At 68.3% G+C, this 25384-nt stretch carries 21 protein-coding genes, 3 tRNA genes, 1 other RNA gene and 2 pseudogenes; 17 read left to right on the forward strand and 10 right to left on the reverse strand.

Translation table 11 applies throughout. From position 1 onward, the window contains the following. Positions 1–13: 13 nt before the first annotated feature. From mgtE to QP029_RS04805, 3 genes and pseudogenes are all read left to right on the forward strand, one after another. A pseudogene (gene mgtE, locus QP029_RS04795) lies at positions 14–980 on the forward strand (magnesium transporter); the annotation flags it as partial. Between the two features lie 224 nt (positions 981–1204). Further along, the gene (locus QP029_RS04800; protein ID WP_284875693.1) at positions 1205–2788 is read left to right on the forward strand and encodes an SLC13 family permease; all 1584 of its coding nucleotides are present in this window, start codon (positions 1205–1207) and stop codon (positions 2786–2788) included. Between the two features lie 73 nt (positions 2789–2861). Beyond that, positions 2862–2934: transfer RNA gene (locus QP029_RS04805), tRNA-Arg, on the forward strand. Positions 2935–3159: 225 nt separating this feature from the next. Here the strand turns inward: QP029_RS04805 and QP029_RS04810 are convergent. Beyond that, positions 3160–4167, reverse strand: a complete 1008-nt coding sequence (locus QP029_RS04810) for a prephenate dehydrogenase (RefSeq protein WP_284875694.1) — start codon at positions 4165–4167, stop codon at positions 3160–3162. A gap of 37 nt (positions 4168–4204) precedes the next feature. On the opposite strand from QP029_RS04810, the gene QP029_RS04815 reads away from it, so the two are divergent. From QP029_RS04815 to tgt, 6 genes and pseudogenes are all read left to right on the forward strand, one after another. After that, complete coding sequence (locus QP029_RS04815; RefSeq protein WP_284875695.1) at positions 4205–4702, forward strand: tRNA adenosine deaminase-associated protein; 498 nt, start codon at positions 4205–4207, stop codon at positions 4700–4702. Continuing rightward, a complete protein-coding gene (locus tag QP029_RS04820; RefSeq protein WP_284875696.1) occupies positions 4695–5177 on the forward strand; it encodes a nucleoside deaminase in 483 nt (160 codons plus the stop codon). The genes QP029_RS04815 and QP029_RS04820 overlap by 8 nt, the downstream gene beginning before the upstream one ends. A 91-nt stretch (positions 5178–5268) precedes the next feature. Beyond that, positions 5269–5475, forward strand: a complete 207-nt coding sequence (locus tag QP029_RS04825) for a CsbD family protein (protein ID WP_284875697.1) — start codon at positions 5269–5271, stop codon at positions 5473–5475. Between the two features lie 38 nt (positions 5476–5513). After that, positions 5514–5604 (forward strand) — tRNA-Ser (locus QP029_RS04830). Between the two features lie 109 nt (positions 5605–5713). Then, positions 5714–8182 (forward strand): MMPL family transporter, encoded by a 2469-nt coding sequence (locus tag QP029_RS04835; RefSeq protein WP_284875698.1) that lies wholly within the window; start codon positions 5714–5716, stop codon positions 8180–8182. Beyond that, positions 8179–9421 (forward strand): annotated as a pseudogene (gene tgt, locus QP029_RS04840) (tRNA guanosine(34) transglycosylase Tgt). Before QP029_RS04835 ends, tgt begins: the two are co-directional and overlap by 4 nt. Here tgt and QP029_RS04845 read toward each other — a convergent pair. Continuing rightward, positions 9403–10071 (reverse strand): queuosine precursor transporter, encoded by a 669-nt coding sequence (locus QP029_RS04845; protein ID WP_432418702.1) that lies wholly within the window; start codon positions 10069–10071, stop codon positions 9403–9405. The pseudogene tgt and the gene QP029_RS04845 overlap by 19 nt on opposite strands. A 19-nt stretch (positions 10072–10090) precedes the next feature. On the opposite strand from QP029_RS04845, the gene gluQRS reads away from it, so the two are divergent. Continuing rightward, on the forward strand, positions 10091–10984 hold the full coding sequence (gluQRS, locus tag QP029_RS04850; RefSeq protein WP_284875700.1) for a tRNA glutamyl-Q(34) synthetase GluQRS: 894 nt from the start codon (positions 10091–10093) through the stop codon (positions 10982–10984). 138 nt (positions 10985–11122) lie between these two features. Here gluQRS and QP029_RS04855 read toward each other — a convergent pair. Continuing rightward, positions 11123–11211, reverse strand: a tRNA-Ser gene (locus QP029_RS04855). 127 nt (positions 11212–11338) lie between these two features. On the opposite strand from QP029_RS04855, the gene ffs reads away from it, so the two are divergent. The 7 genes from ffs to QP029_RS04890 all read left to right on the forward strand — a co-directional run bounded on the left by ffs (position 11339) and on the right by QP029_RS04890 (position 17550). After that, positions 11339–11437, forward strand: an RNA gene (gene ffs, locus QP029_RS04860) — signal recognition particle sRNA small type. 67 nt (positions 11438–11504) lie between these two features. Then, a complete protein-coding gene (locus QP029_RS04865) occupies positions 11505–12788 on the forward strand; it encodes an aspartate aminotransferase type Ic (protein WP_284875701.1) in 1284 nt (427 codons plus the stop codon). Positions 12789–12879: 91 nt separating this feature from the next. Further along, positions 12880–13338 (forward strand): suppressor of fused domain protein, encoded by a 459-nt coding sequence (locus tag QP029_RS04870; RefSeq protein WP_284875702.1) that lies wholly within the window; start codon positions 12880–12882, stop codon positions 13336–13338. 22 nt (positions 13339–13360) lie between these two features. Further along, positions 13361–15688 (forward strand): DNA polymerase III subunit gamma and tau, encoded by a 2328-nt coding sequence (locus QP029_RS04875; protein WP_284875703.1) that lies wholly within the window; start codon positions 13361–13363, stop codon positions 15686–15688. Between the two features lie 46 nt (positions 15689–15734). Next, the gene (locus QP029_RS04880) at positions 15735–16061 is read left to right on the forward strand and encodes a YbaB/EbfC family nucleoid-associated protein (protein ID WP_284875704.1); all 327 of its coding nucleotides are present in this window, start codon (positions 15735–15737) and stop codon (positions 16059–16061) included. Between the two features lie 152 nt (positions 16062–16213). Beyond that, positions 16214–16870, forward strand: coding sequence for a recombination mediator RecR (gene recR / locus QP029_RS04885; protein ID WP_284875705.1), 657 nt, complete (start codon positions 16214–16216; stop codon positions 16868–16870). A 185-nt stretch (positions 16871–17055) separates the two neighbouring features. Continuing rightward, positions 17056–17550 carry a DUF4383 domain-containing protein gene (locus tag QP029_RS04890; RefSeq protein WP_284875706.1) on the forward strand — a complete coding sequence of 165 codons (495 nt, stop codon included), beginning with the start codon at positions 17056–17058 and terminating at the stop codon, positions 17548–17550. Between the two features lie 27 nt (positions 17551–17577). On the opposite strand, the gene QP029_RS04895 is transcribed toward QP029_RS04890, so the two are convergent. The 7 genes from QP029_RS04895 to leuA all read right to left on the reverse strand — a co-directional run bounded on the left by QP029_RS04895 (position 17578) and on the right by leuA (position 25114). After that, on the reverse strand, positions 17578–18600 hold the full coding sequence (locus QP029_RS04895) for a cation diffusion facilitator family transporter (RefSeq protein WP_284875707.1): 1023 nt from the start codon (positions 18598–18600) through the stop codon (positions 17578–17580). Further along, a complete protein-coding gene (locus QP029_RS04900) occupies positions 18597–19082 on the reverse strand; it encodes a transporter substrate-binding domain-containing protein (protein ID WP_284875708.1) in 486 nt (161 codons plus the stop codon). The genes QP029_RS04895 and QP029_RS04900 overlap by 4 nt, the downstream gene beginning before the upstream one ends. A gap of 78 nt (positions 19083–19160) precedes the next feature. Next, positions 19161–19916, reverse strand: coding sequence for a type 1 glutamine amidotransferase (locus QP029_RS04905; RefSeq protein ID WP_284875709.1), 756 nt, complete (start codon positions 19914–19916; stop codon positions 19161–19163). After that, positions 19909–21201: a Mur ligase family protein gene (locus tag QP029_RS04910; protein WP_284875710.1), complete on the reverse strand. Its 1293-nt coding sequence runs from the start codon at positions 21199–21201 to the stop codon at positions 19909–19911. Before QP029_RS04910 ends, QP029_RS04905 begins: the two co-directional genes overlap by 8 nt. Before the next feature lie 21 nt (positions 21202–21222). Further along, positions 21223–22299 (reverse strand): exonuclease domain-containing protein, encoded by a 1077-nt coding sequence (locus QP029_RS04915; RefSeq protein WP_284875711.1) that lies wholly within the window; start codon positions 22297–22299, stop codon positions 21223–21225. A gap of 50 nt (positions 22300–22349) precedes the next feature. Beyond that, complete coding sequence (locus tag QP029_RS04920) at positions 22350–23186, reverse strand: DMT family transporter (protein WP_284875712.1); 837 nt, start codon at positions 23184–23186, stop codon at positions 22350–22352. An 80-nt stretch (positions 23187–23266) separates the two neighbouring features. Further along, the gene (leuA, locus tag QP029_RS04925) at positions 23267–25114 is read right to left on the reverse strand and encodes a 2-isopropylmalate synthase (protein ID WP_284875713.1); all 1848 of its coding nucleotides are present in this window, start codon (positions 25112–25114) and stop codon (positions 23267–23269) included. Positions 25115–25384 lie beyond the last annotated feature (270 nt).

Genomic DNA, 25384 nt, shown 5'->3' on the forward strand with positions numbered 1-25384 from the left:
GTCTACTTTCCGGGGGTCGGGCCCGGGGTCCATCGGCCGACGGATGTCACCGGAGGTGCCGCACATCTACCAGGACATGACGGTCGACGACGTCCTGGCGAAACTCAAGGACGTCGCCGGGGACGTGGAGACTATCTACACCCTGCCGGTGATCACCGAGGACCGGGTGCTGGTGGGGGTGACGTCTCTGCGTGCGCTGTTCACGGCGGCGGGGGAGGAGGGCGTCGATACGCTCATGAACACCCCGGTGTACGCGGGTGCGCAGGATGACGCGGAGGAGACGGCGCGCTGGTTCCTGGCGTTGGATCTGCTGGCGATGCCGGTGGTGGACGACTCGGACCGGTTGGTGGGGATCCTCACCGTCGATGACGCGATGGACATCGTCGAGGACGCCGATTCTGGAGGACACGGCCCGTTCGGGTGCGTCGGAACCGCTGCAGCAGCCCTACCTGTCAACGCCGCTGCTCAAGGTCGTGCGTTCCCGCATCGTCTGGCTGCTGGTGCTGGCGGTGTCGGCGCTGCTGACGGTGCAGGTCCTGGACACCTTCGAGGACACGCTCGCCGCCGCGGTGGTGCTGAGCCTGTTCATCCCCCTGCTCACCGGCACCGGCGGCAACACCGGCAACCAGGCCGCGACGACCGTCACCCGGGCGATCGCGCTGGGCGACGTCCGCGGGCGCGACGTCGCCCAGGTCGCCTGGCGTGAGCTGCGGGTCGGCGTGGTCCTCGGCTCACTGCTGGGGACGTTGGGGTTCGGTCTGGCGACCGCCGTCTACGGACTGCCGATCGGCATCGTCATCGGGTCGACCCTGCTGGCGGTGTGCATGATGTCGGCGACGGTGGGCGGGGTCATGCCGATCCTGGCGAAGAAACTCGGAGCGGACCCGGCGGTGTTCTCCAACCCGTTCATCTCGACGTTCTGTGACGCGACGGGCCTCATCGTCTACTTCCTCATCGCCAAGGCCGTCCTGGGGCTCTGACCAGGGGGTTGATATGATCTTTCGACTACACTGACGCCGCCCCCGTTACGGGGTGACAGAAGGGCGGACCTCGTGCGATCGGTGCAGGTGACGGGGTTCAGGCGGGTACACGTAGGCGATCTCACGTCCGAATCGGCGTGATTCATTCTTGTGGGTCAGGGTCCCGTAAGTAACATCACAGCCGATCAATCCATCCCTTTTACCAGAAGGATCGTGCACGCATCATGAGCACTCCTCAGACACACGAGAGCACCGCCGTCACCGAAGGTGAACTCACCGAGGTCCGTGAAACCCGCGAATGGCACCGCCAGCTGTTCGGCATCGTCCTCGGCATCGTCCTCGCCGCCCTCGTCTACTTCTTCTTCCCGGCCAACGCCGCCGAGACCGTCCTCCAGTCCGCCGGCGCGGACCCGGAGGTCGAGTACAGCCACCAGGCCATGCGCATCGTCGCCGCCACCACCGTGTGGATGGCCGTCTGGTGGATGACCGAGGCCATCCCTCTCGCCGCCACCGCGCTCATCCCGATCGCCGTGTTCCCCATCTCCCAGGTGGCCACGTTCTCCCAGGTCGGAGCGCCCTACGCCAGCTCCACCATCTTCCTCTTCCTCGGCGGCTTCCTCCTCGCCCTGGGCCTGCAGCGCTGGAACCTCCACCGCCGCATGGCTCTCGCCGTGGTCATGGCCGTGGGCACCAGTCCCAAGCGCCTCATCCTCGGCTTCATGATCGCCACCGGCTTCCTCTCCATGTGGGTGTCCAACACCGCCACCGCCGTGGTCATGCTGCCCATCGGCCTGTCCGTCCTGCAGCTGACCGCCGGCATCGTCGGCGGCATGCGCAAGCAGAAGAACTTCGCCACCGGCCTCATGCTCGCCATCGCCTACTCCGCCTCCATCGGTTCCCTGGGCACCCTCATCGGTACCCCGCCGAACGCGCTGCTGGCCGGCTACATGAAGGAAGCCCACGACATCACCATCGGCTTCGGCCAGTGGATGATGGTCGGCGTCCCCGTCGCCGCGACCTTCACCGTCCTGGCCTGGCTCGTCCTCATCACCGTGTTCAAGCCGGAGATGGACGAGATCCCCGGCGGCCGTGAGCTCATCCGCGAGGAGATCGAGAAGATGGGCCCGTGGACCCGCCCGCAGATCATGGTCGGCATCATCTTCATCCTCGCCGCCCTGTCCTGGGTCTTCATCCCCCTGATCATCGCCTGGACCGGCTCCGAGATGGTCTACGACGACGCCATCGTCGGCATCATCGCCGGCCTGCTCATGTTCACCATCCCCGCCGAGGGCAAGACCGGCGTCCGCCTCCTCGACTGGAAGACCGCCAACGAGGTCCCCTGGGACGTCCTCCTCCTCTTCGGCGGCGGCCTCTCCCTGTCCGGCATGTTCACCGCCACCGGGCTGTCCCTGTGGATCGGTGAGCAGGCCAAGGCGCTCGAGGTCCTCCCGATCTTCCTGCTCATGGGGGCCGTCGCCCTCCTGGTCCTCGTGCTCACCGAGTTCACCTCCAACACCGCCACCGCCGCGACCTTCCTGCCCATCATGGGCGGCGTCGCCGTCGGCATCGGCCTCACCGGCGCCACCGAGATGAACGTCCTCCTGCTCACCATCCCGGTCGCCCTGTCCGCCACCTGTGCGTTCATGCTGCCGGTCGCCACCCTGCCGAACGCCATCGCCTACGGCTCCGGTTACGTCAAGATCGGGGACATGATCAAGGGCGGCATCTGGCTCAACCTCATCGCGGTTGTCCTCATCACCCTGGCCGCGTACTTCATCGCTGTTCCGGTCTTCGGATTGGTGGTTTAACCAGCTGTTTTGTGTGTCGCTGGCAGCGGGGGTAAAGTAACGTCTCGTTGCACGGCGACACGCTGAGCGGCCAGCGCCCGTAGCTCAACGGATAGAGCATCTGACTACGGATCAGAAGGTTGGGGGTTCGAATCCCTCCGGGCGCACAGACAGCAACCGCGGTTCCCCGTCACGGGGAACCGCGGTTTCTGCGTTGGCGGGGTGGCCGCCGGGGCCGGCCGGCCGTGTCTCCACCCGGAATTCACGCGGATTCTGGCGTGCCCCGACCAATCCCCAGGTCAGAATCGGGTGTCCGGCGCATCCGCGTGAATTCCCGGCATAAGGCGTCAGGGGCAGAGGGGCAAAGGGGCGAAGGCAACCCCCGGGGCACCCTAGAAGATCTCGATCCGTCCGCCCAGGGACTCGGCGTGCCGGAGCTGGGTGATCCAGCCCTCGGTGCCGGGGTGCAGGCGCAGGAGCGGTCGGGAGGAGATCTTGACGGGGGAGACGGATTCGGCCCGTGCGCCGTGGCGGGCCTCGAAGCGGACACGGGCGGCGTAACCGGCGTCGGCGAGGGCGGAGAGGTCGGGATGTGGTTTGGCGAGGGTGTCGCGGGCGTCGTGAAGCATGTCGAGTGCCTCGTCGAGTGCGGCGACGACGGCGTCCGCGTTGGTCTCGCACATGGCCTGGACGAGGGCGGGCTGGGTGCCGGCCACCCGGGTGGAGTCGCGGAAGCTGCTGGCGGCCAGGGACTGGGCCAGGGCGCCGCCGTTGTCGCCGACGACGGCGAGGACCTCCGCGAAGACGTGCACGAGGTGGGAGACGCGGGCGACGGCGGCGTCATGGGTGTCCACGCGGGCGGGGATGGCCTCGGCGCCGACGGTGATGATGAGGTGGACCACCTCGGTCCACAGGTCGATCCAGGACTGGTCGGCGTCGGGGGCGTGGTCGTAGGTGATCACCCAGGCGGCGCGGCGGAACAGTCCGGTGTGGGAGGCCTCCCAGCCGCTGTCGGCGGTGCCGGCCATGGGGTGGCCGCCGACGTAGCGGTCGGCCATGCCGCGTTCCTGGACCAGCTGCCACACCTTGGCCTTGACGGAGACGACGTCGGTGAAGCCGCAGTCGGGGGCGAACTCGGCGATCGCGTCGAGGAGACCGGGGATGGCGGGCATGGGGGTCGCCAGGACGATGAGGGCGTTGTCGTCGGCGGCGCGTCGCAGGGTCGCCTCGAGGTCGGAGATGGCGTCGAAACCTTCCCCGGCGGCGGCGCGCGCGCCGGAGGGGGAGCGGTTGTAGCCGAAGACGGGGTGGTCGGCGGCTGCGAGATCGCGCAGGAGGGAGCCGCCGATGAGGCCGAGGCCGAGGATGCAGACAGGTCGCTTGAGGGCAGTCGAGGTCACCTGACAAGTGTGGCACAGGCCGACTACGCTCACCGATATGGAACACGAGGAGTACGGCCAGAGTTTCGCCGTCACCGTCACCCGTTCGGAGGGGCAGTGGCAGGTGCGTCCGTTCGACGATGACTTCTCCTCCTTGTCCACGTCGATCAGGGCGGTCCGCGGGCTGCGCAGTGAGGGCCCGGCTTTCGCGCTGCTGTGCGTGGAGGACGAGTACTTCGTCATCGTCCGCCCCACACCCAACGGTGTCCAGCTGCTGCTCTCGGACGCGACGATGGCGGTGGACGATGATTTCGCCGCCCAGGTCCTCGGCGAGCTGGACGCCGATGTCCCGGACCTGGACCCGGATGAGCTCGATGACGTGGACGGCTGGCCGGACGGGGACGTCGATCTTCTCGCCGATCTCGGGATCAGTGAGGAGGTGCTCGGCGTGCTCGTCGACGACACCGAGCCGTACCCCTCCGAGCTCCTGCTGCGCATCGCGGACGAGCTCGGGTTCGCGGATGAGCTGGCGGAGGCCGCCGACCTCGATGACTGAGTCGCTGCCCCGCGAGGCCGGTCTGGTGCTGGCGGAGGAGCGGATGCGCCGGGCGCTCAAGGTCGCGCGCACCACCCCGCCCGGTGACATCCCGGTCGGTGCCGTGATCTACGCACCCGATGGGCGGGAGCTGGGGTGGGGGACGAATCGTCGCGAAGCGGACGCGGATCCCACGGCCCACGCCGAGATGGAGGCCATCCGCCGCGCCGTCCGCACCTACGGGGACGCGTGGCGGCTGACGGACTGCACGCTGGTGGTCACGCTCGAGCCGTGCACGATGTGCGCCGGCGCCATCCTCGGCGCCCGCGTCGGCGAGCTCGTCTTCGGTGCGTGGGAGCCGAAGACCGGCGCCTGCGGCTCGCTTATCGACGCCGTCCGTACCCCACGCCAGCTCCACCACCTCGCCGTCCGTGGGGGAGTGCTCGAGTCCGAGTGCGCGGCGCTGCTCGCGGAATTCTTCGCCGGACTGAGATAGGGGCGGAGATAAGGGTGTCTGCACGTTTCCGGGAACGCCTGTAGGCTGGGTCACAGCAACTGACCGACCGATGCAGAAAGCGAGACACACCATGGGTGACTTCAAGAACAAGGCAGAGGAACTCGGCGGCAAGGCCAAGGAGGGCCTGGGCAAGGCCACCGGCAACGAGCGCCTCGAGGACGAGGGCCGCGCCGACCAGACCAAGGCCGACGCCAAGCAGGCCGCCAATGAGGCCGGCGACGCCGTCAAGGACGCCGGCAACAAGGTCCTCGGCTCCGTGCAGGACGACAAGCGCTAATTTGGTCGACACTGACACGCTCCGTTAGAGTTGTCCGCGGTGGCGTGTCCGAGCGGCCGAAGGTGATCGCCTCGAAAGCGATTGTTGGGTAACCCCCAACCGCGGGTTCAAATCCCGCCGCCACCGCCAGCAGAGGATCCCTGGTACTCACCCGAGTACCAGGGATTTTCGCATTCCCGAACTCTCGGTAGACTGGCGGGAGTTTTCTCCCCGTCCTCCCTTAGGAAGCCAATCAATCGTGGCAAAGTTTCTGTTCAAGCTCGGGCGCTGGTCCTTCCATAGGAAGTGGATCGTCATCGTCCTGTGGCTGGCCGTCCTCGGCGGCATGGCCGGCGCTGCCGTGGCCTTCCAGAAGCCGTTCTCCAACCAGTTCAGCATCGGCGGCACCCCGTCGATCAACTCGCTGTACACCCTGCAGGAGAATTTCCCCGATGCCGGTAACCCGGCGAACGCGGCCTCGGTCAACGTCGTCTTCGTCGCCCCCGACGGCCAGACGCTTGCGGAACCGCAGAACTCGGCGGCGATCGACACGGTCGTCTCCGCCATCGAGGACAACCTCGACGACATCACCGGCACCGAACGCTTCGGCAACCCGGTCGAGGTGTCCCCGGCCCTGCAGGCCGGCGTCATCGAGCAGATGACCTCCCAGGGCCTGCCGGAGGAGACGGCCCGGGCGGACGCGGAGAACCTCAAGATGCTCTCCGACGACGGACGCATCGGCTACACCACCTTCACCTTCGACGTCGAGTCCTCGATGGACGTGACGCAGGAGCACCGGGACATCGTCAACAACGCCATGGATCTCGGCCGTGAGCAGGGCATCCAGGTCGAGGCCGGCGGTGCCGGCTTCGGTGACCCGATCGAGGTCAAGACCTCCAGCGAGATCATCGGCCTGGGTGTCGCGTTCCTCGTGCTCATCGCCACGTTCGGCTCCGTCATCGCCGCCGGCCTGCCGGTGATCACCGCCGTCATCGGCGTGGGCATCGGCGCCCTGGCGATCATCGTCGCCACCGCGTTTGTCGAGCTCAACAACATCACCCCGGTGCTGGCGGTGATGATCGGCCTGGCCGTGGGCATCGACTACGCCCTGTTCATCCTCTCCCGCTACCGGGCCGAACGCCGGCGCATGCCCGCCGACGAGGCCGCCGGCATGGCGGTGGGCACCGCCGGATCCGCGGTCGTGTTCGCGGGCGCGACGGTGATCATCGCCCTCGCGGCGCTGACGATCGTCAACATCGAGTTCCTCACCGCCATGGGTCTGTCCGCCGCCTTCACCGTCCTCGTGGCCGTGCTCATCGCGCTCACCTTCATCCCGGCCCTGCTCGGTGTCCTCGGCGACCGGGTGTTCAAGGCCCGCATCCCGGGCCTGTCCGGCAACCCGGTGCGCGGCGGCGGGAAGCGTCGCCGCGGACGCACCATGGGCAACCGCTGGGTCAGCTTCGTCCGGAAGGCTCCCGGCCTCGTCATGGCGGTGGTCGTCCTCGGCCTGGGAGCCATGGCCGCGCCGGTGCTCGACATGGAGCTGTCGCTGCCGTCGGACTCCACCTCCAACCTCGACACCACCCAGCGCAAGTCCGCCGACCTCATGGCCGAGGGCTTCGGTGAGGGCGTCAACGCCCCCTTCCTGGTCATCGTCGACGCCCACGAGGTCAACCCCGATTCCGCCGCCCTCGAACCGCTGGTGCGCGCCCAGACCGACCTGGCCGAGCAGGCCGGCGAGGCCGTCGACCCACAGAACGCCGCGACCATGAGCTCCTTCCTCTACACCGTCGGGCAGCTGCAGACCGTCGGCGGCGTCAAGCACGCCCAGCTCATCGCCGTCAACGACGACGCCACCGCCGCCCAGATCCTGGTCACCCCCACCACCGGGCCGGACGACCAGTTCACCACCGAGGTTTCCCACGCCCTGCGCGAACAGGGCGAGCAGATCTCCGACGCCACCGGCGTCGACGTCGGCATGACCGGCCTGACCGCCGTCCAGATGGACATCACCGAACGCCTCGCCGGTGCCATGCCGGTGTACCTGGCCATCGTCGTCGGCCTGGCCATCTTCCTCCTGCTCGGGGTGTTCCGCTCCGTGCTCGTCCCCCTCGTCGCCGGCCTGGGCTTCCTGCTCTCCGTCGGCGCCGCCTTCGGCCTCACCGTCCTGGTGTGGCAGGAGGGCCTGTGGGATCTGGTCAACACCCCGGCCCCGCTCATCTCCTTCATGCCGATCTTCCTCATCGGCGTTACCTTCGGCCTGGCCATGGACTACCAGGTCTTCCTGGTCACCCGCATGCGTGAGCACTACATCTCGCTCAAGGAACAGGCGGCGGCCGAGCCTGGCGCACCGCGGAAGGTCACGCGTCTCGACGCCGTCGATGAGTCCACCATCGTCGGTTTCACCCGTGGCGCCCGCGTGGTCACCGCCGCCGCCCTCATCATGATCGCGGTGTTCATCGCCTTCATTGACCAGCCGCTGCCGTTCATCCAGATCTTCGGCTTCGCCCTCGGCGTCGGCGTATTCTTCGACGCCTTCTTCGTCCGCATGTCGCTCGTCCCGGCCACCATGTTCCTCATGGGCGGGGCCACCTGGTGGATCCCCCGCTGGCTCGACCGCCTCATCCCCCGCATGGACATCGAGGGCACCGAACTGGAGAAGGAATGGGAGGCCCGGCACGCCGCCGAGACCGCGCACCGTGAGGAAATGGAGAAAGTGAGTTCATGAGTCAGGACCTGAGTTTCGAGGTGGGCACCGAGCTGGGCTCCGCCCCCGGCCGCCACGGTCGCACCGGTGTCATCCACACCCCGCACGGCGACATCCGCACCCCCGCCTTCATCCCCGTGGCCACCAAGGCGACCGTGAAGACCCTGACCCCGGAGCAGATCCGCGCCACCGGCGCCCAGGCGATCCTCTCCAACGCCTACCACCTCTACCTCCAGCCCGGCTCCGACATCGTCGACGAGGCCGGGGAGTGGGCCGATTCGAGAACTGGGACGGCCCCACCTACACCGACTCCGGCGGATTCCAGGTGATGAGCCAGGGCGTGGATTCCAGAAGACCCTGTCCATGGAGGCCGCCGAAGGGCAGCACCACACCCACCGCAAACCCAACCTGGCGCGGGTGGACGAGGACGGCGTCGACTTCACCAGCTTCCGCGACGGCTCCAAACACCGCTTCACTCCCGAGATCTCCATGCAGATCCAGCACCAGCTCGGCGCCGACATCATCTTCGCCTTCGACGAGCTGACCACCCTCATGGACACCCGCTCCTACCAGGAGTCCAGCGTGCAGCGCACCCACCGCTGGGCGCAGCGCTGCCTCGACGAACACCACCGGCTCACCGAGGAACGCGTGGACAAGCTGAAGCAGTCCCTGTGGGGCGTGGTCCAGGGTGCCCAGTACGAGGACCTGCGCCGCCAGGCGACCCGTGGCCTGGTCGAACTCTCGCAGACCGCCGTGGACGAGGGGCGGCGCGGCTTCGGCGGCTTCGGCATCGGTGGCGCCCTGGAGAAGGGCAACCTGGGCACCATCGTCGGCTGGGTCTGTGACGAACTGCCCGCCGACAAGCCCCGCCACCTGCTCGGCATCTCCGAACCGGATGACCTGTTCACCGCTGTCGAGGCGGGCGCCGACACCTTCGACTGCGTCGCCCCCACCCGTCTGGCCCGCCGGGGTGGTGTGTACACCCTCGACGGCCGCCTCAACCTCATGGGGGCGAAGTTCCGCCGGGACTTCGCCGGCGTCGACGAGGAGTTCGGCGGCTACGTCTCCGAGAACTACTCCCGCGCCTACATCCATCACCTGCTGCGCGCGAAGGAGTTCCTCGCCGGCACCCTGTGCACGATCCACAACCTCGAGTTCATGATCCGCCTGGTGGACAACATCCGGGCCGCCATCGAGACCGGCGACTTCGAGGCCTACCGCGACGAGTTCATGGGGCGCTACTACGCGGGGCGGAAGTAACCCTCCCGGCGCTTCACCCACCCGATGACCAGGTAGGTCACCGGCAGGAGGATGACCTCGATGAGGGTCTTCCACAGGAACCCGACGAGCACGTAGTTGACCAGGTCGGGCGCCGTGGTGATGCCGATGACCGGCGCGGCGATGAGGCAGAACAGCAGGGTGTCACCGAACTCGCCGACGACCGTGGAACCGATGAGGCGCGCCCACAGGGACTTCTCACCGGTGCGGCGCTTGATGGCCACGAGCACCCAGGAATTGAGGAGCTGGCCGACCAGATAGCCGGCCAGGGACGCCAGGACGATCTGCGGGACGAGGCCGAGGACGTGGGCAAACTGTTCCTGCCCTTGGTAGAAGTCGGCGGGCGGTAGCCAGATGGCGATGTAGAAGGAGACGACGGCGAGAATCGTCACCGTGAAACCGGTGAGGATGGCCCGTCGGGTCGCCGCGAACCCGTAGCACTCGGAGAGAACGTCACCGAGGATGTAGGCCAGCGGAAAGAGGAAGAAGGCGCCGTCGGTGACCAGCGGCCCGATGACCACGCCCTTGGTGGCCAGGATGTTGGAGATGAGGAACACCGCGACGAAGAACGCCACGATGACGGGGTAGATCGTGGCGCGGACGGGGATGAAGCGGGCCTCGGGTGCGGTCATGGCCGTTATCCTAGGTGCCATGACCGGCGCCGGACGTTATGCACCCTCCCCGAGCGGGGATCTCCACTTCGGTAATCTGCGTACCGCGGTGGTGGCGTGGTTGCTGGCCCGGCACACGGGGCGGGAGTTTCTGTTGCGGGTGGAGGACATCGACACGCAGCGCTCAAGCGAGGAATCGGCGCAGCGCCAGATCGAGGATCTGCGGACTCTGGGGTTGACTTTCGACGGGGAGATTCTCCACCAGTCGGACCGGTTCCCGGCCTACGCTGCGGCCCTCGACCGGCTGCCCACTTATGAGTGCTTCTGCTCCCGGAAGGAGATCCAGGAGGCGTCGCGGGCGCCGCATGCGGTGCCGGGCAGTTACCCGGGGACGTGTCGGGATCTCACGGAGGGGGAGCAGGAGGGGCGTCGACAAGCACTGGCGGAGCAGGGGAGGGTGCCGGCGGTGCGGTTGTGGGCGGACGTCGCGGAGTTCACGGTCCATGACCGCTGGCTCGGCACCTACACCGGCGAGGTGGATGATTTTGTGCTGCAGCGCGGCGGGCAGGAGCCGGGGTGGGCGTACAACCTGGCGGTGGTCGTCGATGACGGTTTCCAGGGGGTGGATCAGGTGGTGCGTGGCGAGGATCTGCTGGCCAGCGCGCCGCGCCAGGCGTATCTCGCCGGTCTGCTCGGCCTCGAGGTGCCGGAGTACGGGCACGTCCCGCTCGTCCTCAACGCCGAGGGGCGGCGGCTGGCCAAGCGCGACGGCGCTGTCACGCTCCGCGAGATGCTTCTCGACGCCCCCGTGGACACCGTCGTCGCCCACCTCGCCGCCTCCCTGGGGTACCCCGGCATGACCACGGTGGGGGAGCTGTTGGAGCAGTGGGATCCGGAATCGTTGTCTCGACAGGCTTATGTATGGGGGAGCTGACCGTCCCTTCGGGTGGCACGAACGCCCCGGAATCCCTGATTCCCGGGCGTTCGTGCCACCCGAATTTCCGCCCCGCCGCCAACCAACCCCTGAATCGACAAGATCGCGGCACCTACCGGAGTAGGTGCCGCGATCTTGTGGCGGAGGATGTGGGATTTGAACCCACGAGGGTATTGCTACCCGCACGCGTTCCAGGCGTGTGACATAGGCCGCTAGTCGAATCCTCCCAGCCGAACCCGGCAACTTTCGTCGCTGTGTTCTCGTGAAACAGTACACAACCCTGAGAGGAAAAAACAAATCGCTGGCCACCCGGGGCAAGTTGGTCTCTTCGCACCCGGATGCGTTAGAGTGATCGGCAGGATCCCGTGCGGCGTCCATCTTGTGAACTCCCCCAGGGCAGGAATGCAGCAAGGGTCAGCGAGCTCTGGCGGGTGCGCGGGGTCCCCTTATTTTTTCTTGAGCGTCTACCATTGTGGCCGAAGACTTTTCTCCACGTAAAGCCTCGGAAGGCAGGCCCACAGTGACGCTCCTCGATTTCGATTCTGACCGTCTGGCGCAGTTCGCGGACCAGGTCCGCAAGGACTATGACGAGCTGAAGGCGAAGAATCTCAAGCTCGATCTCACCCGCGGTAAGCCGTCCTCGGAGCAGCTCGACTTCGCGGAATCCCTTCTCGCGCTGCCGGGGGAGGGTAACCACACCGACGCTGACGGGGCGGACGTGCGCAACTACGGCAACCTCAAGGGCATCTCGGATATCCGGACGCTGTGGGCGGAGGTCATCGGGGTGGATCCGGAGAACCTCATCGCCGGAGACGCGTCGTCGCTGAACATCATGTTCGACCTGATCACGTGGTCGTACATGTTCGGCAACAACGACTCCGAGCGTCCCTGGAAGGATCTGGAGGGCGACGGGGAGAAGATCCGGTGGATCTGCCCGGTGCCGGGGTATGACCGTCACTTCACCATCACGGAGACCCTGGGCTTCGAGATGGTCACGGTGCCCATGCTCGAGGACGGCCCCGATGTGGAGGCCATCCGGGAGCTGGTGAAGGATCCGCTGGTCAAGGGTATGTGGTCGGTGCCGATGTTCGGCAACCCGACCGGCATCACCTACTCGGAGGAGGTGTGCCGTGAGCTCGCGGCGATGGAGACCGCCGCCCCGGACTTCCGCATCGTGTGGGACAACGCGTACGCGGTGCACACGCTCACGGATGAGTTCCCGCCGATCGTCAACGTCATCGAGCTGGCCGCTGGGGCCGGCAACCCGAACCGCTTCTGGGTGATGTCGTCGACGTCGAAGATCACCCACGCGGGCGCGGGTGTGAGCTTCTTCGCGTCCTCGAAGGAGAATCTCGACTGGTACCTCGGCATCGCCGGGGTGCGCGGCATCGGGCCGAACAAGGTCAACCAGCTGGCGCACGCCCGCTACTTCGGCGACGCCGAGGGGGTGCGTGCGGTGATGCGCAAGCATGCCGGGTCGCTGGCCCCGAAGTTCGCCCGGGTCATCGAGATCATGGAGCGTCGTCTCGGCGAGTACGAGGTCGCCCGCTGGACGGAGCCGGAGGGCGGCTACTTCATCTCCCTCGACGTCATCGACGGCACCGCCTCCCGGGTGGTGGAGCTGGCGAAGGAGGCCGGCATCAACCTCACCGGCGCGGGTTCCTCCTTCCCGCTCAAGGATGACCCCAACAACCGCAACATCCGCCTGGCGCCGTCGCTGCCGCCGGTGGAGGAGCTCGAGGTCGCCATGGACGGGGTGGCCACGTGCGTGCTGCTCGCGGCCGTCGAGAAGCTCGGGGCGTGATCTCCTGAACATCGAGGAGACGCTCTACTGGGTCGACCAGTTCATCCCCGGTGAGCTGGCGCTGAAGGAGCTCGGGCAGCTGCACGTCGCGGTGACCGATCTCGGTGAGGGGCAGCGGTTGGGCTGCACCGTTGATTTCGCGGTCGTCGATACGGGGCTGGAGACGGCCGACGAGGCCCTGCCGGTACGTTCGGAGCTGCTCGCCGTCGCGACGGCGGGGGAGCAGCAGATCATCGACGTCCTGGCGGCCGCCGCCACCATGCTTATCGACGCCGCCGGGGTCCTCCCCGCACAGCCCGGCACGATGCTGCCGAACCTTGCGGAGAAGGCCGGACTCAGTGACGTTAGCGTCGCCCACGGCCTGTTCGTCCCGCCGTACCTGTGGGGCGGGCAGGTGCCGCGCATGACCGAGGAGGGCCGGCTGACGGTGCTCCTGCAGCTGGTGATGCTCACCGACGCGGAACACGCCTTCGCGGTGGAGGAGGGCGTGGGGGCCCTCCAGCAGGAACTGGGGTCCGCGGGGATCGATCTCCTGGATTGGCAGCGCTGAATCCACGGGTAGGCTGATGCCCGTGGCTCTCTACCGGAAGTACCGTCCCGCCTCCTTCGCTGAACTCGTCGGCCAGGAGCAGGTGACGCGACCGTTGTCCGTCGCCCTCGACTCGGGACGCATCAACCACGCCTACCTCTTCTCCGGCCCGCGTGGCTGTGGAAAGACCTCGTCGGCGCGCATCCTCGCCCGCTCCCTCAACTGCATCGAGGGGCCCACCTCGAACCCGTGCGGCGTGTGCCCGTCGTGTGTGTCGCTGGCCCCGGGCGGGTCCGGCAACCTCGACGTCACGGAGCTCGACGCCGCCTCCCACCGCGGCGTGGAGGACATGCGGGAGCTGCGGGAGTCCGCGTACTTCGCCCCCGCCGAGTCCCGCTACCGCGTCTTCATCATCGACGAGGCGCACATGATCACCCGCGAGGGGTCGAACGCGCTGCTCAAGATAGTGGAGGAGCCGCCGGAGCACCTCATCTTCATCTTCGCCACCACGGAGCCGGAGAAGGTCATCGGCACGATCCGGTCGCGCACCCACCACTACCCGTTCCGGTTGCTCACCCCGCTGGCCATGCGCGGGCTGCTCGAGCGCACCGTCGCTGCCGAGGGCGTGCCCGTCGAGGACTCGGTCTACCCGCTGGTCATCCGCGCCGGCGGCGGATCGCCGCGTGACTCCCTGTCCATCCTCGACCAGCTCATCGCCGGTACCGGGGAGCAGGGGCTGACCTATGATCTGGCCCTCCCGTTGTTGGGGGTCACCGATCTCTCCCTCATCGACGCCACCGTGGACGCACTCGCCGCAGGTGACCGCGCCGCCCTGTTCCAGACCGTCGACGACGTCATCGAGGCCGGCCACGACCCCCGCCGCTTCGTCGAGGACCTCCTCGACCGCCTCCGCGACCTCATGATCCTCCAGGCGGTCCCCGAGGCGCTCGACCTCGGACTCGTCGACGCCCCCACCGACCGCGCCGACATCCTCCGCGACGAGGCCGCGAACTTCACCGCCGCCCAGCTCGCCCACCTGTCCACCACCGTCAACGAGCGCATCGCCGACATGCGTGGCGCCACCTCCCCGCGCCTGCTCCTGGAGATCCTCTGCGCCCACCTGCTCCTGCCCGCCCAGCCGGTCCAGGGCGCGGGGGTCGCCCACGCCGGTGCCCAGGCCGCCGCGGTGGCACAGCCGGCCCCCGCCGCCACCCCGGAGCAGGGTGTGGACCAGCAGCCCCGCCGCGTCTTCGAGCGCCCCTCCGTCCGCCGCGCCCGGGAGGAGGCCGAACAGCAGGCCGCCCAGCCGGAGCGGAAGCCGGACCCGGTTCAGCCGGAGGAGCCGGAGAAGCAGGCACCCGTGGCTCCACCCCGCGCACCGGAGCCGACCCCCGAACCGGAGAAGCAGCCCGAGCCGGTGCGCGCAGAGGAACCGACGCCCACGCCGACCCCCGAGCCCACCCGGGGGCCGACGGAATCGGCCGCCGATCCCGTGGAGACCATCCGCGCCCGGTGGTCCCAGGTCCGCGCCCGCATCAGCGAGAAGAACAAGATCGCCGGCATCATGCTCGCCGAGGCCCGGGTCCTCGGCCTGCGGGACGACACGCTCATCCTCGGCCACAACACCGGCGCGCTGGCGGAGCGGTTGAACGAGGAGTCGAAGAACCGCGACATTGCCGCCGTGATCTCCGAGGAGGCGGGGCGCAGCCTCAAGGTGCACTGTGTCATCGGCACGGATCCCTCCGCGGCCGGGTTCGACGCCCCCGCGCCGAAGCAGCCCGCCTGGAATCCGCAGCGCCAGGCCGACGGCGGCCAGGAATCCCGGGATGAGCCGGAGCCCACCGAGGAGCCCGAGAGTCCGGCCCCCACGCCTGATCCCGCACCCCCGGCCACCGCTGGCTGGGGTACGCCGCGCCCGCTCGGCGGTTCGGCGCCTGAGGCCGCGCCTGAGCCGCAGACGGAGAAGCGGCCGGAGGCGGCGCAGCAGCCGGAACAGCCGGCCCAGCAGCCGGCCCGGAAACCCTGGGAACAGGCCGTGGAACGCGGCCGGGCGAAGATGGCCGAGCGGGCCGCCCGGCCCCAGTTCGACAACGGCGTTCCCCTGCCGCCGGAACCAGAGGAGGAGTTCGCCGCACCGCCGGAGGACCACCACCCGGCGCCGCGCCGCCAGATGACTCCGCCGGCACCGCAGCCGGCCCCCGCCCCCACTCCGCCGCAGGCGGAACCGACACCCGATCCGGAGGCCTCCCGCAGGGAGGAGGAGAAGATGATGGCGGAGGAGGCGCAGCAGCCGGGGACGTTCGACCGTCGAGACGCGACGACCATCGCGGTGGAACTGCTGACGCAGGAGCTCGGCGCACGCAAGCTGTGAGTCGGTACACTTGGCCCGGTAATTCACAGACGATGAAAGGCACGCCATGACTCAGCCGGATATGTCCCAGATCCTCGCCCAGGCCCAGGAGATGCAGGCCAAGCTGCAGCAGGCCCAGGAGGAGATCCTCGCCACCGCCATCACCGGCGAAGCCGGCAACGGCCTGGTGAAGGTCACCATGACCGGTGGCGGCGAGGTCACCAACGTCACCATCGACCCGAAGGTCGTCGACCCCGAGGACGTGGAGACCCTGCAGGACCTGGTCACCGGCGCCTTCCAGGACGCCCACCAGAAGGCCGGTGACCTCGCCGTGGAGAAGATGGGCCCGCTGTCCCAGGGCGGCGGCGACCCCTTCGGCGGCATGCTCGGTTAACCCCTGATCCGCACCGACTCATGATCCCCGCCCTCACCGGACGGGGATCACGTCGTTTGTCGGTCAGGCCGTGGGGCGGTGACCGGCCCCCGGGGTGCCAGGCACTATCCTGGACCGGTCAGTGACGTAGGTGAAAGGCAGTGGTAGGCGACGTGTTTGAAGGACCGCTCCAGGATCTCATCGATGAACTCTCCCGCCTGCCCGGCGTGGGCCCCAAGAGCGCCCAGCGCATCGCCTTCCACCTGCTGGCCGTCGAGCCGGACGACATCAACCGACTGACCTCGGCACTCGAGGCCGTCCGCGATGGCGTGACCTTCTGCCGGATCTGCTGCAACATCTCCCGCGAGGAGGTGTGCCGGATCTGTGCCGACTCCGGCCGCGACAAGGGCATGATCTGCGTGGTCGAGGAGCCGAAGGACATCCAGGTCATCGAGCGGACCGGCGAATACACCGGCCGGTACCACGTCCTCGGTGGGGCGCTCGACCCGCTGGCCAACATCGGGCCGAAGGACCTGCACGTCTCCGAACTGCTGCAACGCATCGGCGGAGTGCTGCCGGACCGCGAACTCGCGGACTCCACCCCCGATGCCCCGCTCTACGACGACATCCCCGACATCCACGAGGTCATCCTCGCCACCGACCCCAACACCGAGGGTGAGGCGACCGCCTCCTACCTGGCGCGCCTGCTCCGGGATTTCCCGGAACTGACCATCTCCCGGCTCGCGTCGGGCATGCCGCTCGGCGGGGACCTGGAGTTCGTCGACGAGCTCACCCTGTCCCGGGCGCTGAGTGGTCGGCTGAAGATCTAGATGCGGTAACAATCATTCCCGGCTTATAGTCACTGGCAGGCACGGTTGTTAGGCTCTGATGTACGCATCAGCGGTTTGTCACAGATGCACGAGAGTGACGTGAACTTCCGCGGCATGCACCTGGCCGCCGGCACGTCCCTTCGACCCGCCGGTTCCGCGGTCGGCCCCTCGGAAAGAGGTGTCCCATGTCAGCCCTCAAACCCTCGCGCTCCCGGGTCAAGCCCTCCCCGGTCCAGATCCTCGCCCTCGCCGTCGGTATCGCCTTCCTCATCGTCGGCTTCGCGGGATTCATCCCCGTCCTCACCTCCAACTACGACTCGCTCGGTGTCGCCGGCCACCACTCGGAGGCGCTGCTGCTGGGTGTGTTCCAGGTATCTATCCTGCACAACATCATCCACCTGCTGTTCGGCCTCGCCGGCATCTTCATGTTCCGCTCCCCGGACGGTGCGCGGAACTTCCTGCTCATCGGCGGCATCATCTATCTGGCCCTGTTCGTCTACGGTCTGATCGTCGACCTGGATTCCGCCGCCAACTTCCTCCCGCTCAACAGCGCGGACAACTGGCTCCACCTGGGTCTCGGCCTGGCCATGGTGGCGCTGTCATTCCTGCCGCGTCATCCCTCCGCCTCGGAGACGGCTTACCGGAGCCGGGAGGACCTCCAGCCCCATCCGGCCACGTAACCGCCTTCGATCCGCGACGGGCCCCGCCTACGTCAGGCGGGGCTCATCCGCGAGCAGATATCCCGGGATGGAGGCGACGGGGATGACGGCGACGTCATGAAGCTTCCAGTGGATGTCCAGCAGCTGGTGTCGCAGCGCCATGAGCTGTTCGACGGTGGGGTCCTGCCCCGGCTGAGGAATGACGAACATCTCGACGTGGAAGACGTGCCCCTGGTCCCGGACCCGGGCGGCGGCCTGCCGGACCCAGGGGACCGCACGGGCCAGATCCTCGGCCTCGTCGATGAGGGGGTGTTCCGCGGAATCGTCGAATCGCGTGGCGCGGGTGTCGGTGAGATCCTCCACGGCGGCCTTCACGTTGGTGATCCCGTCGTAGACGATCGACGCCGAGACGAGAATGGCGGCCGCGGCGTCCATCCACCACAACCCCACCCCGATGCCGAGGACACCGATGATGGTGGCCACGGCGGTCGACCAGTCGGCCTTGTTCATGTCGGCGTCAGCGCGCAGCACCTTGTCGTGGAGTTCCTCGGCCAGGCGGATCTTCAGGCGCCCGAGAATGACCGGAATGATCGCGGTGGGAATCATCACCGCGATCATGAGCCAGCCCGCCCAGAACTGGTGGCCGAACAGGACGGTCGTGCCCACGGGCGGCTTCTCCAGCTGGATCAGTCCCAGCACGGAGGAGACGAGGAGGATGCCGCCCATGAGCAGCAGAGCGGTCCCGGCGACCAGGTGGGCCACACCGATGGAACGATGATGACCGTAGGGGTGCCGGAAGCTCGGGGGCCGGCGGATGATCCGGGTGGCGACGAGGAAGGCGACCGGCGGCAGCAGGGACAACCCGTCCTCGGCCCAGGCGGCCTGCATCGCCTGGGACTGGCCGGCGACCAGTCCCACCACGATGACCGAGACGACGAGGAAGGCGATGGTGATCCACTCGAGCCTGACGGCCCGGCGTAGCGCGTCCTGCGGTCCGCTCGGCAGCGGCCCGCTGACCGGGCCGGCGTCAGCGTCGGTGGCAGCGTCGGCGGTGTCGTGGTGCCGGCTCATGAGACCTCCCCCTGGTGGCGGGCGAGGTGTTTCTCCAGTTCGACGAGCAGTTCGTTCTCACCCATGCGCACGCCCATGACCATCTGCTCCTCCCGTCCGCCGGCCGAGGTGACGGTGGCGTAGGGGCGGGTCAGGGCCAGGTGGGAGGACCACGGGGAGGAGGTGGTCAGCCCGCCGACGACGATGTCGACCGTGCCCTCCTCCGCTTGTCCGGCGAGCACCGATTCCGGACCCGGCTGCCACCGGACCTCGGCGTTGATGCTCCCGGCGAAGCTGGCGATGAGGTCCGCCTCGATGCCGGTGGCCATACCGGTGTCCTCGTCGACGGCGACCCAGGGCGGGTGTTCGGAGACCCCGACCACGAGCGTGCCGTCGGTGGCCCGGTCGAAGGTGCCGTCCACGTCGGACGGAATGGTCACGGACCCGCAGCCAGCGAGCAGGCCGGCGGCTACGACCAGCACCAGTGGGACTGCCTGTCTCATGGGAGCATCCTCTCACCCTCCGGCGGGACACATCACTCCCGCGCGATATGTGACGAGGATACTCCGCCGGGCCGCGTTCTACTTCAGGCGCTCGAGCCGGAGCCGGTCGATGACCCCGATCTCCAGGGGCTCGAGATCCCCCAGGGCGATGTTCATGGCACGGGCCAGCAGCAGGTCCGCGAGCTGCGGATTGCGGGCGAGTGCGGGGCCGTGCATGTAGGTGGCGATGACGCTGCCCTGCACAGCACCCTCGGCGAAGCGCTGACGGGAGGCGTCGGGCAGATCGGCGGCCGCGGCGTCGTCGCAGTTGCCGGTGCCGCGGGTGACCCGGCCCAGTGGTTCGGCACCGGCACCGAGCACGGTGGCGCCGAGGTGGTTCTCGAAGCCGGTGAGCGGCTCGGTCAGTTCGGCGGTGATGCCGGCCTTCGTCGGCGTGGTGGTCACCTCACCGATGGCGCGGTGGTCCAGGCCGACGGTAGTGGCATCGATGAGGCCGACACCGTCGATGATGCGGCCGGAGGCGCGGAAGGACTCGCCGAGGACCTGCAGCCCGGCGCACACGCTGAAGATGGGGCGACCGTGGTGGGCGGCGCGGGTGAGGCCGCCGTCGGCGATGAGGTGCTCCGCCGCCAGGATCTGGGCGGTGTCCTCGCCGCCGCCGAGGCAGTAGACGTCGAGGTCCTCGGGCACGGCGTCCCCGAGTTTGATGGGCAGGATCTCCGCCTCGTAACCGCGCATCCGGGCGCGCTGGCGCAGGACGAGGGCGTTGCCGTCATCGCCGTAGGTGCCCAGGACGTCGGGCAGGACGAGTCCGATGGTGAGCTGATCAGCCACGGTTCTCCGCCTCCTTGTTCAGAGCCTTCTGCAGGTCCTTCTTCAGGTCACGGAAGGCGGTGTAGTTGGCCAGGACCTCGATGCGCCCGGGCGGGCAGGCCTCGATGGCCTTGACCGGGGCGGGGATGTGTTCGTGGTCGATGTCGGCGTAGACCAGGCGGACGGCGAGGTCGGTGCCGCGTTCGCCGGCGGCCTTGACGGAGAGGTCGTCGAAATCCTCGAAGCGCACGTCCCACAGCCAGGACAGGTCCTCACCGTCGGCCACCTGGCCGTTGACGGCGATGACCAGGCCGTCCGCGGACCGGTCGACCATGGACAGGGCTTCCTGCCAGCCGGCCGGGTTCTTGGCCAGCAGCAGGTGGACGTCGCGGTCGCCGTAGCGGACGGTGGAGTAGCGGCCGGCGACGTTGTCCACGCCCTCGGCGGCCTCGACGGCGGCGTCGAGCGGGACGTCGAAGGCCTCGACGGCCGCGGCGATGGCCTGGGTGGCGTTGCCACGGTTGGCCCGGCCCGGCAGCTGGAGGCTGAGGGTGTGGCCACCGTCGGGGGAGGTGAGTCCGTCATCGGTGACGGTCCAGGTGGGGGAGGGGCGGCGGAACTCGCGGCCGTCGGGCAGCTTCTTCATCGCCCACCAGTCATCGCCCTCGCGGACGATGTGGCCGCCGGTGCGTGGGCAGGAGACCGAGTCGCCGGTCCAGCCGGCGCCGGCGGCCACCCACACGACGTTGGGGGCGTCGTAGGCGACGGAGGTCATGAGCACGTCGTCGCAGTTGGCGATGACGAGCATGTCCGGGTGCGCCATGACCGCCCCGCGCAGGGCGCGTTCGATCTTGTTGATCTCTCCGACGCGGTCGAGCTGGTCCCGGGTGAGGTTGAGCAGCACCAGGGCCTTCGGGGACAGTCGGTCCGCGACGGCGGGGACGTGGAGTTCGTCGACCTCGAGGACGATGTGGGAGCCGTCCTTGCCGGCCAGCAGAGCGGAGATGATGCCGGCGTCCATGTTGTCACCGCCGTCATTGGTGGCCACGGTGTGCCGGGCGCGCAGCGCGGCGGCGATCATCCGGGTGGTGGTGGACTTGCCGTTGGTGCCGGTGACCAGCACCGCGGGCCGTCCCCGGCCGAGCCGGTCCATGATGGTCGGGTCGATGGCGTTGGCCACGAGACCGCCGATCATGCCGCCGGCACCCCGGCCGGACAGCCGGGAGGCGGTGGTGGCCAGCGAGGCGGCGGCGGTGGCCGCAGTCGATCGCAGTCGGCGCAGGGAGCGCGGGATTCGTGCAGGCATGCGCTCCAGCGTAGTGGACGGCTACCGGCCCGCCGGTGTCACGCCACGCTCCACGGCGGCCATGAACGCGACATCGGAGAGCAGCGGAATACCCTTGCGCACCGCGTGCATGGCCTTGCCCCGCAGGTCGGTGGTCTTGTTGCACACCACGACCGAGGTCTGGCGGGTGAGTTTCTCCGAGTAGGCCAGTTCCTCGCGCAGGCAGGCCTCGATGATGTCGTTGGGGTCCATCTCGATCTCCGGGGCGACGACGACCTCCATGCCCTGCACCAGGGAACGCCCCGGGACGTACACCCCGGGGTTGGGGTGCGGGCGGGGCGCCTCGACGGCGTCGACACGCACGTGGGTGCGCTGCAGGCCGAACCGGTCCGCGCGGAGCTCGGAGGGTTCCCGTTCGCACAGGGGCCCCTGCTCCCGCAGGGTCTCATGGACGTCGATGAGCAGCAGCGACTGCTCCCGGGAGGTCTCCTCCTCCGGGACCTGCGCCCGGTCGACGGTGGCCACCGGCGAGGCGTCCGGGATTCCCAGCGCGGTGGCCAGGCCACCGAGGCGGGTGTCCTCGAAGGCGATCTCCTGCCGGCGGGCGGACGCGAGCGTATCGACGATCGCGGCAGGCCGCGGGACATGCCCCACCCGCTGGCGGCGACGACGGCCCCGCCCCCGACCCCGGCCGCGCGAACGGTTCGCCCGGGCCGCGGCGTTCATGGTGCGACGCGCCTCGGACACGATGAACCCCCACACCCGGGGAGAATTGTGGACGATGAGCGTGCGGTCGTCGATGAGCCGGTCGAGGGTGCGCAGCACCTGGCTGAAGCGCTGCCCCGCCGCGACCTCCTCATGGGTCAGGCCGTGGAAGTGGTGCGGCCCCGGATCCGAGCCCGGGTTGATCACCGCGTGGAACTCCTCACCGATCTCCCCGTCCGCGTCGAACGTGACGGCGTCCACGGACACCAGCCGACCCGTCGAGGGGTGGATGCCGGTGGACTGGATGGTCACCGCGACGAACGGGTGGGCGGCCACCGCGGCGTGGCGTGCGTCCTGCTCGGACTGCTCCTGCTGGCCCGGCGCCTGCTCAGCGGTCCCGTTGGTGTCGGTCATGTTGAGGAAGTCTAGTTCACCTCCGTTGCACAGCCGTGCGCGCCCGGCGGTCAGATGTTGATGCGCGACAACACGACGGTCGACGCGATCATCGTGGCGAAGGCCGCGCCGAAGAGGAGCCACTCCCAGCCGTCGACCTGGAAACGCTCGAAGAGCACGAGATAACCGAGGGTGAACGCGACGATCGGCTCGGCGATCTTCATCGCGGGCAGGGAGTTGCGCAATGCCCCGGCGTTGAACGCGTTCTGCTGCACCCACGTGCCCAGGGTCGCCGCGAGCGTGAGGCCGTAGACCTCCCAGTTGGTCAGCAGCCCGATGAACCCGGACTCGACGAACACGTCCGCCACCGCCTTGGACAGCACCGCGACGTAACCGAACACCGCGCCGGTGACCAGGCCCTGGATCAGGGCCCGTTCCCGGCGGATCTGCCGACGGGCGAACCGGTCCATGGCCACCAGGACGATCACCCCCACCGTGAGAGCCGGGATCCACCGTTCCAGCGGAGGGTGGTCCTCACCGCCCACCGGGCGACCGACGAGGACGATGGCGGTGACCGCCACCGTCAACGCCGCGGACCAGAAGGTCTCGCGGCGGGAGATCCGGCGGCCCTCGTACACCGCCGAGAGCGGCAGAGTGAACATCAACGACATGACCAGCACCGGCTGGACGATGAGCAGCGGCCCGAAACCCAGGGCCACCACCTGCAGGACGTACGCGATGATCGCCGTCGACATCCCCGCCCACCACAACGGGCGCCGCATGGCGACGAGGATCGGCGAGGAACCCGCGGGGGCGTTCTCGACGATCCGGTGGCGGACGACCGTGCCCCACGCGATCGTCAGGGCCGAGGCCAACGCGAAGAGCACGGCCAACAGGTAGCTGTGCACGCTGTCAGCCTAGTCTCCGGCGTGTGCGGCGGTTGATGTCCCGGTTGATGTCCCGGTGTCGGGCGGTGTTCGGACGCCTTCTAGACACCGCCGGCCAGGGCCGGGACCTGCGAGGACAGGGCACGGTTGACGGCGGAGGTCAGGGCTTTGAGCGAGGCGCGGGTGATGGAGCCCGCGATGCCCACGCCCCAGGCGGCGGAGCCGTTGACCGTGGCGTAGATGTAGCAGGCCGCCTCGGCGTCATCGCCCGCGGTTCGGGACTGCTGCGAGTACTCCTGCACCTCGGCGTCGATGCCCAGCTGCTCCAGGGCGTTGGCGTAGGCCGCGACGGGGCCGTTGCCGGAGCCGGTGATGGTGGTCTCCTTGCCGTCATGGATGACGGTGGCGGTGACCTTCGCCTCGTCCTCGTCGGTCTCGGCGTTCTCCACCCGGACCGAGACCTGCTCGACGGGGGAGTCGGTGTCGAGGTACTCGGTGGCGAAGATGTCCCACATGTTCTTCGAGTTGACCTCGCCGCCCTCCGAGTCGGTCACGGCCTGGACCACGCCGGAGAACTCCACCTGCATCTGGCGGGGCATGTTGATGCCGTGGTCCGTCTTCATGATGTAGGCGACGCCGCCCTTGCCGGACTGGGAGTTGACGCGGATGACGGCCTCGTAGTCGCGGCCGACGTCCTTGGGGTCGATGGGCAGGTAGGGGACCTCCCAGACGGTCTCCCGCAGTTCGTCCCAGGTGACCTCGGTGTTGTCCGCGCCGGGCTTGACCTTCGCGGCCATGGCGTCGAGGCCCTTGTTCACGGCGTCCTGGTGGGAGCCGGAGAATGCGGTGAACACCAGGTCGCCGCCGTAGGGGTGGCGCTCGGGTACGCGCAGCTGGTTGCAGTACTCCACGGTGTCGCGGATGAGGCGGATGTCGGAGAAGTCGATCTGCGGGTCCACGCCCTGGGTGAGCATGTTCAGACCCAGGGTGACCAGGCAGACGTTGCCGGTGCGCTCGCCGTTGCCGAACAGGCAGCCCTCGATCCGGTCGGCGCCGGCCAGGTAACCCAGCTCGGCGGCGGCCACGCCCTCACCACGGTCGTTGTGCGGGTGCAGGGACAGGATGATCGAGTCACGGCGCGCCAGGTTGCGGTGCATCCACTCGATGGAGTCGGCGTAGACGTTCGGGGTGATCATCTCCACCGTCGACGGCAGGTTGATGATCATGGGGTGCTCCGGCGTCGGTTCCATGACCTCGGTGACCGCGTCACAGACCTCGCGGGCGAACTCCAGCTCCGTGCCGGTGTAGGACTCCGGCGAGTACTCCCAGCGCCAGTTGGTGCCCGGGTAATCCTTCGCGATGTCCTTGATCAGGTGCGCCGCATCCACCGCCAGCTGCTTGATGGCCGGCTTGTCCTTGCGGAACACCACCCGACGCTGCAGCTCCGAGGTGGAGTTGTAGAAGTGCACGATGACGTTGCTGGCACCCTCACACGCCTCGAAGGTCCGGCGGATGAGGTGCTCGCGCGCCTGCACCAGCACCTGGATGGTGACATCCTCCGGGATCATGTTCTTCTCGATGATCTCGCGGACGAAGTCGAAGTCCGTCTGGGAGGCCGACGGGAAACCGACCTCGATCTCCTTGTAGCCCATCTGGACCAGCAGGTTGAACATCCGGCGCTTACGTTCCGGGCTCATCGGGTCGATGAGCGCCTGGTTGCCGTCACGCAGGTCCACCGCACACCACTGCGGAGCCACGGTGATCTTCTTGTCCGGCCACGTGCGGTCCGGCAGGGTGATGTCCTCCACCTCTTCGGCGAAGGGGCGGTAGCGGTGCACCGGCTGGGAGGAATTGCGCTGCTTGTTCCAGGCGGGCTGGCCCTCGCGGCGGGGGCCGGCGGGCGTGGAGATCTCGGCGGGGGCGGAGATGAAGGCGTCGTTCGGGGACATCGGAGTTTCCTTTTCTTCTTCGGTTTCTACCGGGCGGCTACCAGGGGCCGAATGGCCTTCACTGTAGTAGTGCCCGAGGTCTCATCGCTGACTATCGGTGGAAGTCTGCGAGGTTCACAACCGGCAACACCGAACTCCGCGACGGGGTGCCGGTCGTGTCTGCCAGGACCTAGAACCCGCCGCGGCGAAGAAGAAGGAGGTTCGCGCGGTAGAACATGGTGTGAAGCCTACACCGGATGACTGTCCGGTCAACGCTTTTCTGTGAAGAAT

This window comes from Corynebacterium suedekumii (genome assembly GCF_030252185.1).
Classification (GTDB): Bacteria; Actinomycetota; Actinomycetes; order Mycobacteriales; family Mycobacteriaceae; genus Corynebacterium; species Corynebacterium suedekumii.

Coding starts and splice junctions, on each gene's coding strand:
- QP029_RS04820 (WP_284875696.1), top strand. CDS start 4,695: ATGACTGAGTCGCTGCCCCGCGAGGCCGGTCTGGTGCTGGCGGAGGAG.
- QP029_RS04845 (WP_432418702.1), bottom strand. CDS start 10,071: ATGACCGCACCCGAGGCCCGCTTCATCCCCGTCCGCGCCACGATCTAC.
- QP029_RS04815 (WP_284875695.1), top strand. CDS start 4,205: ATGGAACACGAGGAGTACGGCCAGAGTTTCGCCGTCACCGTCACCCGT.
- QP029_RS04910 (WP_284875710.1), bottom strand. CDS start 21,201: ATGCCTGCACGAATCCCGCGCTCCCTGCGCCGACTGCGATCGACTGCG.
- gluQRS (WP_284875700.1), top strand. CDS start 10,091: ATGACCGGCGCCGGACGTTATGCACCCTCCCCGAGCGGGGATCTCCAC.
- QP029_RS04825 (WP_284875697.1), top strand. CDS start 5,269: ATGGGTGACTTCAAGAACAAGGCAGAGGAACTCGGCGGCAAGGCCAAG.
- leuA (WP_284875713.1), bottom strand. CDS start 25,114: ATGTCCCCGAACGACGCCTTCATCTCCGCCCCCGCCGAGATCTCCACG.
- QP029_RS04900 (WP_284875708.1), bottom strand. CDS start 19,082: ATGAGACAGGCAGTCCCACTGGTGCTGGTCGTAGCCGCCGGCCTGCTC.
- QP029_RS04880 (WP_284875704.1), top strand. CDS start 15,735: ATGACTCAGCCGGATATGTCCCAGATCCTCGCCCAGGCCCAGGAGATG.
- QP029_RS04895 (WP_284875707.1), bottom strand. CDS start 18,600: ATGAGCCGGCACCACGACACCGCCGACGCTGCCACCGACGCTGACGCC.
- QP029_RS04915 (WP_284875711.1), bottom strand. CDS start 22,299: ATGACCGACACCAACGGGACCGCTGAGCAGGCGCCGGGCCAGCAGGAG.
- QP029_RS04800 (WP_284875693.1), top strand. CDS start 1,205: ATGAGCACTCCTCAGACACACGAGAGCACCGCCGTCACCGAAGGTGAA.
- QP029_RS04890 (WP_284875706.1), top strand. CDS start 17,056: ATGTCAGCCCTCAAACCCTCGCGCTCCCGGGTCAAGCCCTCCCCGGTC.